Here is an 18,115-nt window from a genome sequence, read left to right on the forward strand (position 1 = left end):
ACCGATACAATTAACGTTCCAGTTAAGCAAAAGGACAGCGCAAGCAATGAGCCAACGGTCAAACCAGATGAGCCAAATACACCAACTGTTTCTGCAGGCAAAGCCTTGATTGACGGTTCAGATACACCAGAAAGCCCATTGAGTGACGCGGATAAGGCAGTTGTTGCGGATAAAGTGGATACCAGCAAGTTACCAGAGGGTACAATAGTTACTCCAGCCGATAAGGTAAGCGGAACACCAGAAAATCCAGTTGTTGAAGTAACAGTAACTTATCCAGACGGAACCACCGATACAATTAACGTTCCAGTTAAGCAAAAGGACAGCGCAACTAATGAGCCAAGCGTCAAAGCTGACGAGCCAAACACACCAGCTATCTCTGCAGGTAAAGCCTTGATTGATGGTTCAGATAAGCCAAACAGCCCATTGACTGACGCGGATAAAGAAGCGGTTAAGGACAAGGTAGACACTAGCAACTTGCCAGCGGGTACTACTGTAACTCCAGCCGACAAGGTAACAGGTACACCAGACAACCCAGTCGTTGAAGTAACGGTAACCTACCCAGATGGTACAACCGATACAATTAACGTTCCAGTTAAGCAAAAGGACAGCGCAAGCAATGAGCCAACGGTCAAACCAGATGAGCCAAATACACCAACTGTTTCTGCAGGCAAAGCCTTGATTGACGGTTCAGATACACCAGAAAGCCCATTGAGTGACGCGGATAAGGCAGTTGTTGCGGATAAAGTGGATACCAGCAAGTTACCAGAGGGTACAATAGTTACTCCAGCCGATAAGGTAAGCGGAACACCAGAAAATCCAGTTGTTGAAGTAACAGTAACTTATCCAGACGGAACCACCGATACAATTAACGTTCCAGTTAAGCAAAAGGACAGCGCAACTAATGAGCCAAGCGTCAAAGCTGACGAGCCAAACACACCAGCTATCTCTGCAGGTAAAGCCTTGATTGATGGTTCAGATAAGCCAAACAGCCCATTGACTGACGCGGATAAGGCAGTTGTTGCGGATAAAGTGGATACCAGCAAGTTACCAGAGGGTACAATAGTTACTCCAGCAGATAAGGTAAGCGGTACTCCAGAAAATCCAGTTGTTGAAGTAACAGTAACTTATCCAGATGGAACAACGGATACAATTGAAGTTCCAGTTAAGCAAAAGGACAGCCAAATCTATCGACCACAGTTACCATCTGTGACTGAAGTTGGCAATGTCAACCAACTTACCGATCAGGAGAAAGAACAGGTCAAAGCAGCCTTTGAGAAAGCAAATCCACAGCTACCTGCTGGTACGAAAATCTTTGTTTCAGACAAGGGCAGCCTAGCAGTCATCTTCCCAGATGGTTCTGGCTTTGAGATTGATGGTGCCTATATCGTTAGAGGCAAGAACACTCCAGCCCCTCAAGCAGGAGAAGTGAAACCAGTATCTCTAGCAGGACAAGACCAAATCAGAAAACAAGCTCAACTACCAAACACTGGTGAAAGCAGTGCCGCTGGAACTCAAGTGGCAGGCCTACTCACAGTCTTGGGAACATCCTTATTCTGGTTGATGAGTAAAGGTCGAAAGGAAGAAGAATAGGTATAAGCTAAAACGAAGCACCTATTGGCTAGAGAATCTTTTCAAACTTTAGAATAGAGAGGTATTCTAAATGAAAAAACGATTGCTTATCAATTACTATGGACAGCGACGCTTTACTTGTAAACAGTGTAGCCAAACTGTCATTACCGTAGCAGGCGTATTAGATAAACGAACCAAGTTTTGTAGCTACCTGTGTTCGAGACGCTATTGGCGCCATGCTAGCAAGTATCGCAAAATGCAGTAAGGTTTCTGCGAATAGCAGCCTATCTAAAAGGAGATATAAGAGGTTGGGATAAAATCCCAACCTCTTTTAGCCTACGACGGGCATGTGTACATCTGAGGTGCAAGTCCTCTGGGGGATCCGCTACCGGTGAACCCAATAGTGACTCTCAAGGCTGACTATCGTGAGGTAGCAGATTAAAACGGTCTGGGGAGAGATCATTTTAAGTCTGGCACAAGAAATGGAGACTGCCAGAGGAAGGGATAGCGAAATTGTGGCTTTCCTAGTGATAGAAGAAGCAATTGCCTCTTTGGCAGTCCTGCCCTGTTTTGTGTGGAATTGAAAAAGCCATCATTAAGGCTATAAAACCTTGATGATGGCTTTTGGCTGATGTTAAATCAGTTCTTCTAATTTATCTACTAAGGAGCCGACATAGGCAATAGTATCTTTCAATGGTTTGTCTGTTGAGACATCAACGCCTGCGTGTTTGGCAAGTTCTTGTGCGGATAGGCTAGCTCCCAGTGAAAGGGTCTCGAGCCATTTTTCAACGACAGCTTCGGGATTTTCTTCCAACTGTTTTGCCATGGCTGTACCGATTGTGAGACCAGCAGAATAGGTGTATGGATACAAGCCCATGTAGTAGTGTGGCTGGCGCATCCAAATCAGTCCTGCATCATCACCGATTGCAAAATCTTCACCCCAGAATTCCTTGATGATGTCTAGCTTGATTTGACAAAGAATGTCACCGTTGAGGTACTCATCCTTATCTAAACGGGTATAGACTTCGCGTTGGAAGGCAGCTTCCAATAGGTGAGTGACCATATTGTGGAAGTAGGTACGGCTAATCAACTCACTGATGAGATAGGCTTGGAAGCTAGGATCTTGGTTTTGTTTTAAGAGGGTATTACATGTCAAGACTTCATTGGCAGTCGATGGCGCTTCAATAAAGTAAAGTGACGGGTCGTAGTTGAGGACGCTTTGTTTTTTCGCCAATTGGAAATGACCAGCATGTCCAAGTTCGTGTGCGAGAACCAGCACTTCATTCATTAAACCAGTCCAAGACAAAAGAATATAAGATGGTCCGTCATACAAGGTTGCACAGTAGCCACCTGTTGCTTTTCCCTCATTTTGAGCAAAGTCAATCCAGCGCTCATCAAAGGCTTGCTCAATCATCTTGATATAGTCTTCTCCCAAGATTCCAAGGCAGTCGATCAAGAACTGTTTGGATTCTTCAGGGGTAATGCGTTGATTAAAGTCTGACGGAAGGCTGATTTTCAAGTCTGCATGGGTAATGCTTTCAAGACCGTGTGCCTTAGCAACTAATTTTACAAAGCGGCGCATGTGGGGCGCAAGCTCTTTCATAATGACATCAATTTGACGATCAAACAGATCACGGGATACATTCTGATCAAAGAGGAGGTAGTCAATGGTGGAATCAAAACCGCGCAATTTAGCGGTAATTTGCTCGTTCTTTATATGAGATAGGTAGTCTGCCGCCGTGGTATTCTTGTATTTCCGCAGGGTAGAGTAGAAACTAGCTGCGGAATTGCGACGAATATCTGTATCGTGGCTAATTTCGTAGTCGTTTTCAAATAGAACATAACTATTGCCGTAGGATTGACCATTTGCAGTAAAATTCTCAAAGGTCATATCTTCAAATTTTGTTGTTTCATAATTGCGGTAGGGCTGCTCAAAGGTTGGCGCAAAATTAGCCAACAATTCTTCCTGTAAGGGATGCAATTGATGTGGTTTTTGACGTAGAATATCCTTGATATAGCTGCTCCATTGTGGCTCTTGTTGGCTAACCTGATTGAGAATGGCTTCATCAAGCAGAGCTAACTGTGTCTGTAAGAAAGCGGTCTTTGGATAGCTGCTAGCCATGGTAACTTGGTAGTCGTTAGCAAGGGCAGCCAGTTCAGTATTCATCTTATCGACATCAAGGTTCAGGTAGGCATAGTGGCTTAACTTGCTGTTAATGGTACGAATGATCTCGTATTCCTTGAGAGCCTCGACAATTACTGCTGCAGAAGTGAGCTTGTCTTTGTAATTCTTTTCAAATTCTTCAACCTGCACCTTATAGGCAACGAGACTTTCTTGATAGGCTTGGTGAGAGGGATAAATGAGGGAGGTATCCCAGGTTAATTGTACATCAATTTCCTGACGTTTTGGCATAGCATTTGTCATCTACATTCTCCTTTTTGGGTATTGAATTTCTATTGAAAATATTATATCATATTTCAGGAAAAAAACTTGACAAATAAGCAGAATCCTTGGATAATAGTAGTATGAAAGGTTATAAAACCTAAAGAAAGGAGCTTTTTTATGCAAGTCATCAAACGTAGTGGAGAAGTCGTTGACTTTGACCCAGAAAAAATTTACCAAGCGATTATAAAAGCTGCTCGTACTGTTTATGTCATCGATGATACTTGGCGTCAAAATTTGGCTCAAGTCACCAAGAAAGTAGTTTTAGACTTGGAAGAAGCTCACACAGAGCGCCCAACGATTAGTATGGTGCAATCACAGGTGGAACACCGTCTGATTGATGCAGGCTATATCGCCATTGCCGAACACTATATTTCTTACCGTCTTCAACGGGATCTTGAGCGCAATGGCTACGGTGATCGCATCAATGTTCACCTACGCTTTGAACAAGTCCGATAATCAACCGAAAGTCGTTCTCTGAACGGCTTTTTTGCGGTTTAAGAAATGTTTTATAGCCGTTTAGTTTATTTTAGGTTTGATGAAATTGATTGGTCAAAAGGATTACATGCTTCAAAATTATAAAATCATGGTATAATGGTAACTAATTATTTAATGATGAGTTATAGTCATTTCGTTTATCTGTTGTAATTGAACTCGCCCTAAACTCTGTGCGAAAAAGAGACGTAGATGTCTAGCTTTAGCTAGTTACAGCTGTGGCTCCCTTTAGGGATAAATCTTCCTAGAGTCTGATGACTCTGCGTCAAATTTCCTAGTTTGCCGTAGCTGTTGCAGGCTATGCCTGCTTTACAGATATGGTATTAACAGTCAGGGAAGTGACTGTTAATACATGAAGAAGTGAGCTTTGAGTTTTTTACGGGCTTTGTATCTTGAAATTGAACTCGGACTAAAAGCTCGGAAAATAGAGACGCAACTGTTGCAACTTTAGTTGCTTACAGGTGTGGCTCCCTTTAGGGATAAACATTCCTAGCTCTCAAGGTATAGTATACCTTGAGAGGTGGGAAATAGAAGTTTGCGAAGCAAACTCTCTCCAATCTCTACGTCATGTTTCCTAATTTTCGGTCGCTTTTTTGACGTCCTCGTATCTTAAGTTGTACTATCGAGACAAGTGATACTTTTCTTATCTATCACTTGTCTAGTTATCAACTAGACGACTACCTGCGACTTTTAAAGAGAACTAAATAACTATACTATGCAATACTCAATAAATGAAATAGCAAATTCATTTTGCAGACTACAAGAAAGGAAGATGAAAGAATGGCGACTATCCACTGGTTTCCGGGACACATGTCAAAGGCAAGACGGCAGGTGCAGGAAAATTTGAAATTTGTTGACTTTGTGACAATTTTGCTTGATGCACGCTTGCCCTTATCCAGTCAAAATCCCATGTTGACAAAGATTGTAGGAGACAAGCCTAAATTGCTGATTTTAAACAAGGCTGATTTGGCAGATCCTGCTGTTACTAAGGAATGGCGGATCTATTTTGAGGCGCAAGGTATTCCGACTTTGACCGTCAATTCTAAGGAGCAAGCAACTGTAAAAAAAGTAACGGAGGCAGCTAAAAAGCTGATGCGCGAAAAAATAGAGCGTCAGAAAGAACGAGGAATTCAACTTGAAACCTTGCGTACCATGATTATCGGGATTCCCAACGCGGGAAAATCCACTCTGATAAATCGCTTGGCAGGCAAAAAAATTGCTGTCGTCGGAAATAAACCGGGTGTGACCAAAGGGCAACAATGGCTTAAATCTAACAAAGATTTGGAAATTCTTGATACACCCGGAATTTTATGGCCCAAATTTGAAGATGAAGAAGTTGCACTCAAACTGGCTCTGACAGGTGCCATTAAGGACAATCTCCTGCCTATGGATGAGGTGACGATTTTCGGTTTGAATTATTTCAAAAACCATTATCCAACGGCATTGAAAGAGCGTTTTAAGCAGATGAATCTAGATGATGAAGCACCCGAAATCATCATGGATATGACGAGAAAACTCGGCTTCCGTGAGGACTATGACCGTTTTTATAGCTTATTTGTCAAAGAGGTACGAGACGGTAAGCTGGGGCTTTATAGCTTGGATACAGTTGAGGATATAAATGGCAACGATTAAGGACATCAAGGAGCTACTAGCGACGATCGTAGATAAAACGGATCCTCGTTTAGAAGAGTTAGCTGAGGATAGACGAGCAGGGGTACAAGCATTACTCCAGAAGAAACTCAAGACCTTTCAAGCAGAGGAAGCAGAAGACGCACGGTTGGAGCAGATGTTAGCCTATGAAAAAGCCTTGTATGCAGAGGGAATAGAGTTCATTGCAGGCATTGATGAAGTTGGGCGAGGGCCCTTGGCAGGACCGGTGGTAGCAGCTGCGGTCATGTTGCCTAAGGGCTGTAAAATTCGCTACTTAAATGATTCAAAGAAAATTCCCAAGGTCAAGCACCAATCCATTTATCAGGAAGTCATGGAGAAGGCTGTTGCAGTAGGAATCGGAATCAAGGATAGCCAAGTGATTGATGCTGTTAATATCTATGAGGCGACCAAACTTGCTATGCTAGAGGCCTTGGAGCAACTCTCTCAAGAACCACAGCATCTGCTGATTGATGCCATGACCCTAGATAGACCGATCGCCCAGACCTCCATCATAAAAGGTGACGCTACTAGCCTTTCGATCGCTGCTGCAAGCATAGTAGCCAAGGTCACTCGGGATCAGATGATGGCAGAGTTTGATACGGTTTATCCCGGTTATGATTTTGCCCATAATGCAGGTTATGGGACAGCCAAACACTTAGAGGGCTTGCAGAAAAAGGGTGTGACACCGATCCACAGAAAGAGTTTTGAGCCAATCAAATCCATGATTTCAGAAGAAAGGGGATCATAGGAATGACAGAATATGAAAAAATGCTGGCAGGTTTCTTATACGACGCTAGCGATGCAACATTAGTTCAATTACGCAACCTAGCTCGGCGATACCGCATGGAGTTTAATCAAGAATTAGATGGAGCAAAGCGTAGCGAGCTACTCAAATCTTGGTTTGGTAGCACCGGCGAACAGATTTATATAGAGCCGACCTTTTCCTGTGACTACGGCTGTAATATCCATGTTGGTGAGAATTTCTATGCCAATTTTAATTGTACCTTTTTAGATGTCTGTCCGATTAGGATTGGAGACAATGCCATGCTAGGGCCTAATGTACAGTTATTAACCCCGCTTCATCCTCTTGATGCCAAAGAACGGATTGCAGGACGAGAGTATGGTAAGCCGATTACGATTGGAAACCAGTTCTGGGCTGGCGGAGGCGTGACAATCCTACCCGGGGTCTCCTTGGGGGACAATGTGGTCGTTGGAGCTGGTTCTGTCGTGACCAAGTCATTTGGTGACAATGTTCTTCTGGCAGGAAATCCCGCACGCGTCATCAAAAGATTGTAAAGAAAGAAAAGCAACTAAAATGAAGACTGAACCATACTATCTGACATTTGATATTGGAGGAACCTTTATCAAATATGCTCTCCTATCAGAAGACTTTCAACTATTGGAGCAAGGCAAGACCCCAACACCTACTAACATGGAAGACTTTTTGTCCTGCTTGGAAGATCTGGTGGAAAGCTATCAGGAGCAGATTTTAGGTATCGCCATTTCCTGTCCCGGGACTATTAACCGTAAGACTGGCTTTGTTTACAAGGGAGGCTTGATCCCATATCTGACAGCCCTACCTCTTGCCCAGCAACTTGCAAATCGGTTTTCCTTGCCTGTCAGCGTCTTAAATGATGCTGATGCAGCTGGACTGGCAGAAGCACGACTAGGAAATTTAGCGACTGTTCCATCTGGTGCTGCCTTGGTATTGGGGACTGGTGTTGGTCTAGCCCTTGCCAGTAATGGACAATTAGCGACTTGGGCAGATTTGAGGACGAACAAGCTTCTTCTCAACCCAATCGGGCAGTCTTTATCCACGCTAACGACAAATACCTTACAGGATATGAGTGCGATTCTTGATCTCCACTTGCGAGGGATAAAGAGCCTCGTTTCCAATGCAGGATCGGCGGTGCACTTTATCGAACAAGCTAGTCAGCAGTTGCATTTACCAGAGGCAGATGGAAGGGCGGTTTTTCAGAAGTTGCAGGAGGAGGATAATCAAGAGCTGCTAGACTTATTCAACAACTATTGCCGTGAAATCGCCTACCTCATCTTGAACCTGACGAGTTTTGTCACGTTGGATAAGGTGGTCATCGGGGGTGGCATTAGCCAGCAGGACTTGCTGATTGAAGGTATCCGAGACAGCTATCAGGCAATTGTTAAAGCAGAAGTAGCAGCTTCTCACTTGCAACAAGCAGTCGAAATTCAGGCATGCCGCTTCCATAATCAAGCCAATTTAATTGGTGCTCTATGTTTTTATTTTGAGAAATACGGAAAATCCACAGAAAGTCCATGAGAAATGGACTTTTTTTACGAATAAAGTAGTAGAGGTGAAAAATGAATAACTTTGAACTATTTAAATTAAAAAAAGCTGGTCTGACCAACCAGCACATTCGTAAAATCTTGGCTTATCAAGAAAGAACAGGGAAATCGTTATCTCTTAAATCGATCGCTCTAGTATCCAACTGTCCCAAGCCCGCTCTGTTTGTGGAACGCTACACGCAGTTGAACAGCAAGGCTTGTCGGAGGGAGTTTAATGCCTTTCCCTCCTTCTCAATCCTAGATAAGGTCTATCCCATTGAACTGAAGCAAACCTACAATCCTCCCGTTTTACTGTTCTACAAAGGAAATATCAAACTGTTACATAAGCCAAAACTAGCTATTGTAGGAGCAAGAGAAGCCAGTAAATCGGGTGTTCATGCTGTTTACAAAATCATCAAAGAACTCCAGAATCAGTTTGTGATTGTCAGTGGCTTAGCAAGGGGGATCGATACAGCAGCCCACCTAGCAAGCCTGAAAAATGGTGGTAAAACCATTGCCGTGATTGGCAGCGGTTTAGATGTCGTCTATCCCAAAGAAAATAGGAAATTGCAAGCCTATATCGCAAAACATCACTTGCTCCTATCAGAATATGCTCCACAGGAAAAGCCCCTCAAGCACCATTTTCCTGAGCGAAATCGGATTATAGCTGGCTTATCTCGGGGGATTATTGTAGCTGAAGCCAAAATGCGGTCAGGAAGTTTGATTACCTGTGAGTATGCTTTGGACGAGGGTCGTGATATTTTTGCCATTCCAGGGAATATTACAGATGGAAAATCTGCTGGTTGCCACTTCTTAATCCAAGAGGGGGCAAAGTGTATTACATCAGGTCTGGATGTCCTTTCCGAATATCAACTGTAATCATAATATCTTTTCTTATAATAGAAGAAAAATCTTGACACTTACCTAAAAATAGTATATTCTTTTTGAAGCTATATTAGTTTAAAATGTTGTAAAGGTAAGAATATGGTAACAGCGAAGAAAAAAGCAACCACTAAAAAAAATTTAGTCATTGTTGAGTCACCAGCAAAGGCCAAAACGATTGAAAAATATTTAGGACGCAATTATAAGGTTGTTGCCTCTGTTGGACATATCCGTGATTTGAAAAAATCAAGCATGTCTATCGATTTTGATAATAATTATGAACCTGAATATATCAATATTCGTGGAAAAGGACCGCTCATCAACGACTTGAAAAAAGAAGCCAAAAAGGCGAAACAAGTCTTTCTCGCAAGTGACCCGGATCGTGAGGGAGAAGCCATTTCTTGGCATTTAGCCCATATCCTTGGCTTGGATGAAAAGGACAAAAACCGCGTTGTCTTTAACGAGATTACAAAAGATGCCGTTAAAAATGCCTTTAAAGAACCACGCGCCATTGATCATGATTTAGTAGATGCCCAACAGGCTCGCCGTGTCTTGGACCGTATAGTGGGGTATTTGATTTCTCCTATCCTATGGAAAAAGGTAAAAAAAGGCTTGTCAGCTGGCCGGGTGCAATCCGTAGCCCTCAAATTGATCATTGACCGTGAAAATGAGATCAACAACTTCAAGCCAGAAGAATACTGGACCATTGATGCCACCTTTAAAAAAGGTAGCAAGAAATTCCAAGCCAGTTTCTATGGCTTAGATGAGAAGAAGGTAAAACTTGAGAACAATGAGCAAGTAAAGGAAGTCTTGGCGCGGATTCAAGGCGACGACTTCGCGGTTGATAAGGTGGAACGCAAAGAGCGTAAGCGCAATGCCCCCCTGCCCTACACCACCTCAACCTTGCAGATGGACGCGGCGAATAAAATCAATTTCCGAACCCGTAAGACCATGATGGTTGCCCAGCAGCTCTATGAGGGGGTGAGCCTCGGAAAAGGCGGTACCCAAGGTTTGATCACCTATATGCGTACCGATTCGACCCGGATTAGTCCAGTTGCTCAAGCACAAGCAGCAGACTTTATCACCGAGCGTTTCGGCTTCAAGTATTCTAAACACGGTAGTAAGATTAAAAATGCTACTGGAGCTCAGGATGCCCACGAGGCCATTCGTCCGTCCAATGTTCAATTAACCCCTGATTCGATTGCTACCTACCTAGACAAGGATCAATTACGCCTATACACTCTGATTTGGAATCGATTTGTCGCTAGCCAGATGACAGCCGCAATTTTTGATACCATGAGTGTACGTTTGGCGCAAAATGGTGTGCTATTTACTGCTAACGGAAGTCAGGTTAAATTTGACGGTTATATGGCTGTCTACAATGATTCAGATAAGAGTAAGATGTTGCCAGATATGGAGGTCGGAGACAAGGTTCAGCGTGTCTTGACGAAGCCAGAGCAGCATTTCACTCAACCGCCTGCCCGTTATTCAGAAGCAACCCTGATCAAGACCTTGGAAGAAAATGGTGTCGGTCGTCCCTCAACCTATGCTCCGACGATTGAAACCATTCAAAAGCGCTACTATGTAAAATTGGCTGCTAAGCGATTTGAACCAACAGAACTCGGTGAAATCGTCAATAAACTGATTGTGGAGTTCTTCCCCGATATTGTCAATGTGACCTTTACTGCTGAAATGGAGCAGAAATTGGATGATGTTGAAGTCGGAAAGGCGCAGTGGCAGAAGATTATCGATCATTTCTATCAGCCCTTCAAGATCGAATTAGCCAAGGCTGAAACTGAAATGGAAAAAATCCAAATCAAGGATGAACCGGCTGGCTTTGATTGTGATGTCTGCGGTCATGAAATGGTGATTAAGTTGGGACGCTTTGGCAAATTTTACGCATGTAGCAATTTCCCTGATTGCCGCAACACCAAGCAGATTACTAAAGAGATCGGCGTAACTTGTCCAGAATGTCATAAAGGACAGGTTATTGAACGCAAGAGCAAGCGCAATCGTATATTCTATGGCTGTGATCGCTATCCAGAGTGTGAATTTACCTCTTGGGATAAGCCGATTGGCCGAAACTGTCCAAAATGCCAGCACTATCTGGTTGAAAAGAAAGTACGAGGTGGAGGCAAGCAGGTCGTTTGTCCAACTGGTGACTATGAAGAAGAAAAGATGAAGTAAAGTGAGGCAGGGCGTGCTAACTCTTAGCCCAGCACTTTCCTTTTCCAGATACAGGAGTCTTACTCTTTTATCATCATCTATCATTTCCGTTATAATGGAGTTGTAGAAAACTTCCCTTATAACGGATTTTTTGTCAAATCAGGAGGCTAGTTTTCTCAAAATATGATATACTAGGTATTCAATAGAAGCTAGTCGTTTCGGTTTCTTCCAAAGTCGCAGGTAGGTGTCTAGGAGTTGTAGTCCGAGTTCAATTCCAAGATACAAAGCCCGTTAAGAACTCAAAGCGCACTTCTTAATGTATTAACAGTCACTTCCCTGACTGTTAATACCATATCTGTAAAGCAGGCATAGCCTGCAACAGCTACGGCAAACTAGGAAAATTTGTCTTTTTCGCACAGAGTTTAGGGCGTGTTCAGTTAAGATGTGAAGCCGTTAAAAAACCGACTGAAAATTAGGAAACATGACGTAGAAGCGTAGCTTCTAGGAATGTTTATCTATTTTCCGAGGTTTTAGGCTGAACTCAATTCCCCAAGATACGAGAGCGTTCGACACGAGTTTCACTCGTTTTATTTCCAACCTTCACCAGTCTATTCCTAGACTGTTCGACACGAGTTTCACTCGTTTTATTTCCAACCTTCAACAGTCTATTCCTAGACTGTTGAAGCAACTAAAGCTGAAACAATTATGTCCCCCTAAAAGGAGCCATACCTGTAATCAGCTGAAGCTGAAACAGTTATGTCTCTTTTTCACGCAGAGTTTAGGGCGTGTTCAATTACAAAAGATAAACAAAATGACTATATAATAGAAAGATTTGTGGGAGTTTTGCCCCAAAGAGGTATTAGTACTGTGTCTCAATCTTATATTAACGTGATTGGTGCCGGTTTGGCTGGATCTGAGGCTGCCTATCAGATTGCCAAGCAAGGTATTACTGTAAAATTATATGAAATGCGTGGCGTGAAAGCAACGCCCCAACATAAGACGGATCATTTTGCGGAATTAGTCTGCTCCAATTCCCTGCGAGGTGATAGCTTGACCAATGCGGTAGGACTTCTCAAGGAAGAGATGCGCCGATTGGACTCGCTCATCATGAAAGCAGCAGAGAAAACGCGCGTCCCTGCTGGAGGAGCCTTGGCTGTTGATCGCGAAGGCTTTTCGCAAATGGTGACAGAAGAACTCCAGAATCATCCCTTGATTGAGGTGATTCGCAAGGAGGTGACAGACTTTCCAAGGGAAGGTATTACAGTCATTGCGACAGGACCTCTAACGAGTGATGCCTTGGCAGAAAAAATCCATGACTTGAACGGTGGATCTGGTTTTTATTTCTATGATGCAGCAGCGCCGATTGTTGATGTCAATACCATTGATATGAATAAGGTCTATCTGAAATCCCGCTATGATAAGGGAGAAGCTGCCTATCTCAATGCGCCGATGACCAAGGAGCAATTCTTGGCATTCCATGATGCCTTGGTCAAGGCTGAAGAAGCACCGCTTAATTCCTTTGAAAAAGAAAAATATTTTGAAGGTTGTATGCCGATTGAGGTGATGGCTAAGCGGGGTGTGAAAACAATGCTCTATGGTCCCATGAAGCCCGTTGGACTGGAGTATCCTGAAGATTATCAAGGACCCCGTGACGGAGAGTATAAGACGCCCTATGCAGTTGTTCAATTGCGTCAAGACAATGCAGCAGCTAGCCTCTACAATATCGTAGGCTTCCAAACCCATCTCAAATGGGGCGAACAAAAACGTGTCTTTCAGATGATTCCAGGGCTTGAACAGGCTGAGTTTGTTCGCTATGGTGTTATGCACCGCAATTCCTATATGGATTCACCCAACCTACTGACCCAAACTTTCCACTCGAAGAAAAATCCTCAACTCTTCTTTGCTGGTCAGATGACAGGTGTAGAAGGCTATGTCGAGTCTGCGGCGTCAGGTCTCGTAGCCGGCATCAATGCTGCTCGCTTGTTCAAGGGAGAAGAAGAAATTATCTTCCCGGAAAGCACGGCAATCGGTAGTTTGCCACACTATGTTACACATGCTGATAGCAAGCATTTCCAGCCGATGAATGTCAACTTCGGTATCATCAAAGAGCTGGAGGGCCCCCGTATTCGCGATAAAAAAGAACGCTACGAAAAGATAGCCGAGCGTGCCTTGGCAGACTTGAGCCAGTGTATGGAGCAATTGTAGAATAAAGCTCAAACAGTGTAAACGATAAATACAGTGAGGTTAGGTAGTGTTCACATAAAACTCAAATCCCAAAGCACCTATGAGCAAATCAAGCTGATGTTGAATACCTCCTACCTATCTGTCTCTCTGTTTCCTATTATTATTGACTAAATCTTCCAACTACCGAAAGACACTGTTGAAGGTTGGAAATATAGTCATTTAGTTTATATTTTTATTACTTCGTTAACTCGTCTTGCTGTACCATTGAGAAAAGTTACACTTTTCTTATCTGTCACTTGAAATAGTTATCAACTATTTCAACTACCTGCGACTCGTTGCCTAGTACTAAAAATAAACTAAACGGCTATAAAAGGAGTAGCACTCGTGTCAAACGCTCTCGTATTTTAAGCAATCAAAAAACTTCCCTTGTTCTTTTCATAGCCCCAAAAGCTGAGTCTTCACTCGGCTTTTTGCTTTCCCTTATCAGAAAGTACAATGGTTTTGTCCGATCTAGCAATAAGAAAAACTGTCCACACCTATATCAAAGATAGGCGCAAGACCTAGGAAAGCGATTTTCGTTCGTTTTTCCCGAATTTTTCCAAAAAATAACTAAATTTTCCCTGTATTTCCTCTTACATTATGATATACTAAACTTGTACTCAATAAAAATGAAACAGCAATGGGAAGCGAGCTGAAAGCTGACCTAGTTGCAGTTGATTTTTTACAGGGCATGAACTGAAATTGAAATGAGAATACTATGAATAAGTCTTACTTTTATCTTGACATGAGAACCCACGAATTGGAAGTTCCCTATACCAAAAATAAGCGGCGAGTGCGGGTCTTACTGCCTAAAAATTATGAGGTTGACACAGAGCAAGCCTATCCGGTTGTGTATTTCCATGATGGGCAAAATGTTCTATACAGCAAGGAATCTTTTAGCGGGCATTCTTGGAAAATTATCCCAGCGATCAAACGGAATCCTGATATTGCCAAGATGATTGTCGTTGCTATTGACAATGACGGTTTCCAACGGATGAACGAATATTCCGCTTGGAAGTACAAGGAGCTCAATATTCCGGGTGTCCAGTTTGGTGGTAAAGGGACAGAGTACGCCGAATTTGTCATGGAGGTAGTGAAGCCCTTTATTGACCGCGAGTACCGTACCAAGTCTGACAAGGCTCATACAGCTATGATCGGCTCTTCTTTGGGAGGGAACATCACTCAATTTATGGGCTTGGCTTGTCAGGATCAAATCGGTTGCTTGGGGGTGTTTTCATCTGCTAACTGGCTACATCAAGAGGCTTTTGACCGCTATATTGAACGCCATCAATTGGATAAGGAGCAGCGAGTCTACATCTATGTAGGAACAGAAGAAGCAGATGATACGGATAAGACCTTGATGGCAGGCAATATCAAGCAGGCCTATATTCAGTCTTCGCTTTCTTATTATCGCCAGCTAATCGCTGGGGGAGTGGAGCTGGACAATCTTGCCTTGGAGATTATTTCAGGAGCGATTCATAATGAAGAAGCCTGGGCAAAATATCTGCCAGCCTGTCTGCGTTTTTTAAGTGAAAAATGGTAAGGAGATAGTAATATGCACGTAGAATTTTTAAGTCATTGGTCAGGAAATCTGGGACGCGAAATGCATCTCAATCGCTACGGACATGCTGGGATTCCGATCGTTGTCTTTGCGTCCTCGGGTGGTTCCTACACTGAATATGCTGATTTTGGAATGATTGAGGCATGTAGGGCTTCCATTGAAGCTGGCAAGGTCCAATTTTTCACTCTTACTAGTATCGACAAGGAAAGTTGGCTAGCAGATTGGAAATCCATGCACGATCGCGCTGAAGCCCACCGAGCCTATGAACGTTATGTGATAGAAGAAGCGATTCCTTTTATCAAGCATACAACAGGTTGGTTTGACCCAATGATGACCACAGGATGCTCTATGGGAGCGTATCATGCGCTGAATTTCTTCCTGCAACACCCAGATGTCTTTAGCAAAGTGATTGCTCTTTCCGGGATTTATGATGTTCGCTTTTTTAATGGTAACCAAGATTACGGTCATGATGATGTTGTGTATCAAAATTCCCCAGCAGATTACATTTGGAATCAAAATGACGGCTGGTTTATCGACCGTTACCGCCAATCAGACATCATTGTCTGCTCTGGACTTGGAGACTGGGAGCAGGACGGCTTGCCGAGTTTTTATACTTTAAAGGCTGCTTTTGCCGAAAAACAGATCCCTGCTTGGTTTGATGAGTGGGGAAGAGATGTAGCCCATGATTGGGTTTGGTGGAGAAGGCAAATGCCCTATTTCTTACATACTCTCGATTTATAGAAAGGTGATGCTTATGAATTTCATTGTTATTTCGCCCTATTATCCTGAAAACTTTCAACCCTTTACGATTGAATTAGCCAAGAAAGGCATCAATGTTCTAGGGATCGGTCAAGAGCCTTATGAGCAGCTAGGTTCAGACTTGCAAGGCGCTCTTACAGAATACTTTCGCGTTGAGAATCTGGAAGATATTGAGGAAGTCAAGCGTGCAGTGGCATTTCTCTTTTATAAGCATGGTCCGATTGATCGGATTGAATCACAGAATGAATACTGGCTAGAACATGATGCGATACTCCGTGAGCAATTCCATGTCTTAGGTGCCAAACCCAAGCATTTGCGTAAGACAAAGTTCAAGTCAAAAATGAAAAAATACTTCGCAGCAGCAGGGGTACCGGTCGTTCCAGGTCAGGTCATCAAGACTGAAAAAGACATTGCTAGAGCCATCAAAAAGATTGGCTTACCAATGATTGCTAAGCCCGATAATGGAGTAGGAGCTGCGGCGACCTATAAATTGACCAGTCTAGCAGATGTTGAACATTTTACGGAGCAGTGGGACCATGAGACGGTCTACTTCTTTGAAAAGTTTGTGCACTCCAGTGAGATTTGTACCTATGATGGTTTGATTGATGCAGCGGGCAATATCGTCTTTGAGACAACTCTTGACTACCACTATACACCGCTGGAGCTGTTGGAAAGCCAGAAAGACAATGCTTACTACGTTTCAAAGACCATTGATCCTAAACTACAAGCTTACGGTCGAGCAGTTGTCAAGGCTTTTGGAATGAAAGAGCGCTTCTTCCACATTGAATTTTTCCGTGAGGGAGATGACTATATCGCCATTGAGTATAACAACCGTCCTGCGGGTGGTTTTACGGTGGATGTTTATAACTTCGCCCATTCGATTGATTTGTATCGCGACTATGCAAGTGTCGTTGTAGGAGAAGCAGTAGCAGAGCGGAGTTTTGAGCCACAGTATTGCCTTGCTATTACGCGCAGGGATGCCACTCAATATGCTCATAGTGAGGATGACCTGCGTAGCCGTTATGCCGAGCAACTAAAAATGGAAAAACGCATGCCACGCGCCTTTGCAGCCCTACAAGGTGATACAATCTACACGCTTACAACCGATAACCGCGAAGAACTAGAGGATATGATTGCCTATATCAGTCAGAGGCAGTAGTAAAACCTCGCCTGCTAAAAAAGCTAGGCGAGGTTTTTAGTAATCTTCTATTGCAGAATCTTATACACAAACAAATAGAAAGTTGATGTTGACGCTTTCATTTTTTGTGATAGTATAAATATACAAAATAATGAGGGGATAATACTTTTTAAGGTTCCTACTTCGGATTTGGAAATAGATATATTTCTGTATAAAAAACCTAGCTGTAGTCGCTTTCTTGGTAGTGCTCTTGGCAGTGCCTGCTTTGTTTTTCCTTTATTCATTCGTCAATTGTTTCAACGTCCTATTAATAAACTTGTTTATAATCAGTTTATTATTTGTACTCACATGGTTAGTAGTAGTTATTTATTTTAAAAGAAACTTAAGATATTTTTTGGAAAAAATAAAGGAAATAAGGTTAAAGAAGTAAGCACTATTTGTTAATAGGATTTTATGAATACTGTACTACGTTAAACTAGGGATATGAAAGATTTACCATAGCATTTTATAGGCGGTGATAAAGAGCATTATGAAATTAGTTTTACTTTTTATAGCCTTAGTTGGCGCCCTATTGGTATTCCTTAGTATGTATGTGCTACCATATGTTGAATGGGGCAGAGGGTTAGAATTATCACTTTTCATAATTGGAGTATTTCTAGTATTAGTAGCACTAATTATCATATCTCTTTATAAATCATAATTAAGAGAAAAGCCTTACAAAATTAGTATTACCTAGGTATAGATCGCATTTATGACAGGGTTTGAAAAGGCATTCTATTTCAGGGCACCTCTAAAAACTTCAAGTAGTTGTTAAGTAAGCCCTATTTGTAAGCATTAATTCCAGTAAGCTTCGCTTTCGAAGCTTACTTTTTGCTTATTTTCCTATTTTTGGGCGCACTAAGCCCATGATGGCAATCCCAGTCGTTTG

Annotated in this window: 14 protein-coding genes; 13 read left to right on the forward strand and 1 reads right to left on the reverse strand. The window is 42.7% G+C overall.

Translation table 11 applies throughout. From position 1 onward, the window contains the following. Both BU200_RS08545 and BU200_RS11155 read left to right on the forward strand, forming a co-directional pair. Window positions 1–1,590, forward strand: a 1,590-nt coding sequence (locus BU200_RS08545; RefSeq protein WP_142237039.1) for a Rib/alpha-like domain-containing protein, incomplete at its 5' end; no start/stop codon positions are given. A gap of 70 nt (window positions 1,591–1,660) precedes the next feature. Next, entirely contained in the window at window positions 1,661–1,834 is a 174-nt protein-coding gene (locus tag BU200_RS11155) for a hypothetical protein (RefSeq protein ID WP_158015074.1), read from the forward strand. A 369-nt stretch (window positions 1,835–2,203) separates the two neighbouring features. On the opposite strand, the gene pepF is transcribed toward BU200_RS11155, so the two are convergent. Beyond that, window positions 2,204–3,994: an oligoendopeptidase F gene (pepF, locus tag BU200_RS08550; RefSeq protein WP_075099751.1), complete on the reverse strand. Its 1,791-nt coding sequence runs from the start codon at window positions 3,992–3,994 to the stop codon at window positions 2,204–2,206. A gap of 138 nt (window positions 3,995–4,132) precedes the next feature. Here pepF and BU200_RS08555 point away from each other — a divergent pair, with 138 nt between their 5' ends. The 11 genes from BU200_RS08555 to BU200_RS08605 all read left to right on the forward strand — a co-directional run bounded on the left by BU200_RS08555 (window position 4,133) and on the right by BU200_RS08605 (window position 17,208). Then, entirely contained in the window at window positions 4,133–4,471 is a 339-nt protein-coding gene (locus tag BU200_RS08555) for an ATP cone domain-containing protein (RefSeq protein WP_075099752.1), read from the forward strand. Between the two features lie 816 nt (window positions 4,472–5,287). Further along, window positions 5,288–6,139 (forward strand): ribosome biogenesis GTPase YlqF, encoded by an 852-nt coding sequence (ylqF, locus tag BU200_RS08560; RefSeq protein ID WP_075099753.1) that lies wholly within the window; start codon window positions 5,288–5,290, stop codon window positions 6,137–6,139. After that, window positions 6,126–6,905 carry a ribonuclease HII gene (locus tag BU200_RS08565; RefSeq protein ID WP_075099754.1) on the forward strand — a complete coding sequence of 260 codons (780 nt, stop codon included), beginning with the start codon at window positions 6,126–6,128 and terminating at the stop codon, window positions 6,903–6,905. The genes ylqF and BU200_RS08565 overlap by 14 nt, the downstream gene beginning before the upstream one ends. Before the next feature lie 2 nt (window positions 6,906–6,907). Next, window positions 6,908–7,453, forward strand: coding sequence for a sugar O-acetyltransferase (locus BU200_RS08570; RefSeq protein ID WP_075099755.1), 546 nt, complete (start codon window positions 6,908–6,910; stop codon window positions 7,451–7,453). 19 nt (window positions 7,454–7,472) lie between these two features. Next, window positions 7,473–8,453, forward strand: coding sequence for an ROK family protein (locus BU200_RS08575; RefSeq protein WP_075099756.1), 981 nt, complete (start codon window positions 7,473–7,475; stop codon window positions 8,451–8,453). Between the two features lie 41 nt (window positions 8,454–8,494). After that, window positions 8,495–9,337, forward strand: a complete 843-nt coding sequence (gene dprA, locus BU200_RS08580; RefSeq protein ID WP_075099757.1) for a DNA-processing protein DprA — start codon at window positions 8,495–8,497, stop codon at window positions 9,335–9,337. 105 nt (window positions 9,338–9,442) lie between these two features. Further along, the gene (topA, locus tag BU200_RS08585; RefSeq protein WP_075099758.1) at window positions 9,443–11,527 is read left to right on the forward strand and encodes a type I DNA topoisomerase; all 2,085 of its coding nucleotides are present in this window, start codon (window positions 9,443–9,445) and stop codon (window positions 11,525–11,527) included. 846 nt (window positions 11,528–12,373) lie between these two features. Next, on the forward strand, window positions 12,374–13,711 hold the full coding sequence (gene trmFO / locus BU200_RS08590) for a methylenetetrahydrofolate--tRNA-(uracil(54)-C(5))-methyltransferase (FADH(2)-oxidizing) TrmFO (protein ID WP_075099759.1): 1,338 nt from the start codon (window positions 12,374–12,376) through the stop codon (window positions 13,709–13,711). A 736-nt stretch (window positions 13,712–14,447) separates the two neighbouring features. Then, window positions 14,448–15,272, forward strand: a complete 825-nt coding sequence (locus tag BU200_RS08595) for an alpha/beta hydrolase (protein WP_075099760.1) — start codon at window positions 14,448–14,450, stop codon at window positions 15,270–15,272. Window positions 15,273–15,284: 12 nt separating this feature from the next. Next, the gene (locus BU200_RS08600; RefSeq protein WP_075099761.1) at window positions 15,285–16,031 is read left to right on the forward strand and encodes an esterase family protein; all 747 of its coding nucleotides are present in this window, start codon (window positions 15,285–15,287) and stop codon (window positions 16,029–16,031) included. A gap of 13 nt (window positions 16,032–16,044) precedes the next feature. Continuing rightward, window positions 16,045–17,208, forward strand: a complete 1,164-nt coding sequence (locus BU200_RS08605) for an ATP-grasp domain-containing protein (RefSeq protein ID WP_075099762.1) — start codon at window positions 16,045–16,047, stop codon at window positions 17,206–17,208. Window positions 17,209–18,115 lie beyond the last annotated feature (907 nt).

The organism is Streptococcus acidominimus, assembly GCF_001921825.1.
GTDB lineage: Bacteria > Bacillota > Bacilli > Lactobacillales > Streptococcaceae > Streptococcus > Streptococcus acidominimus.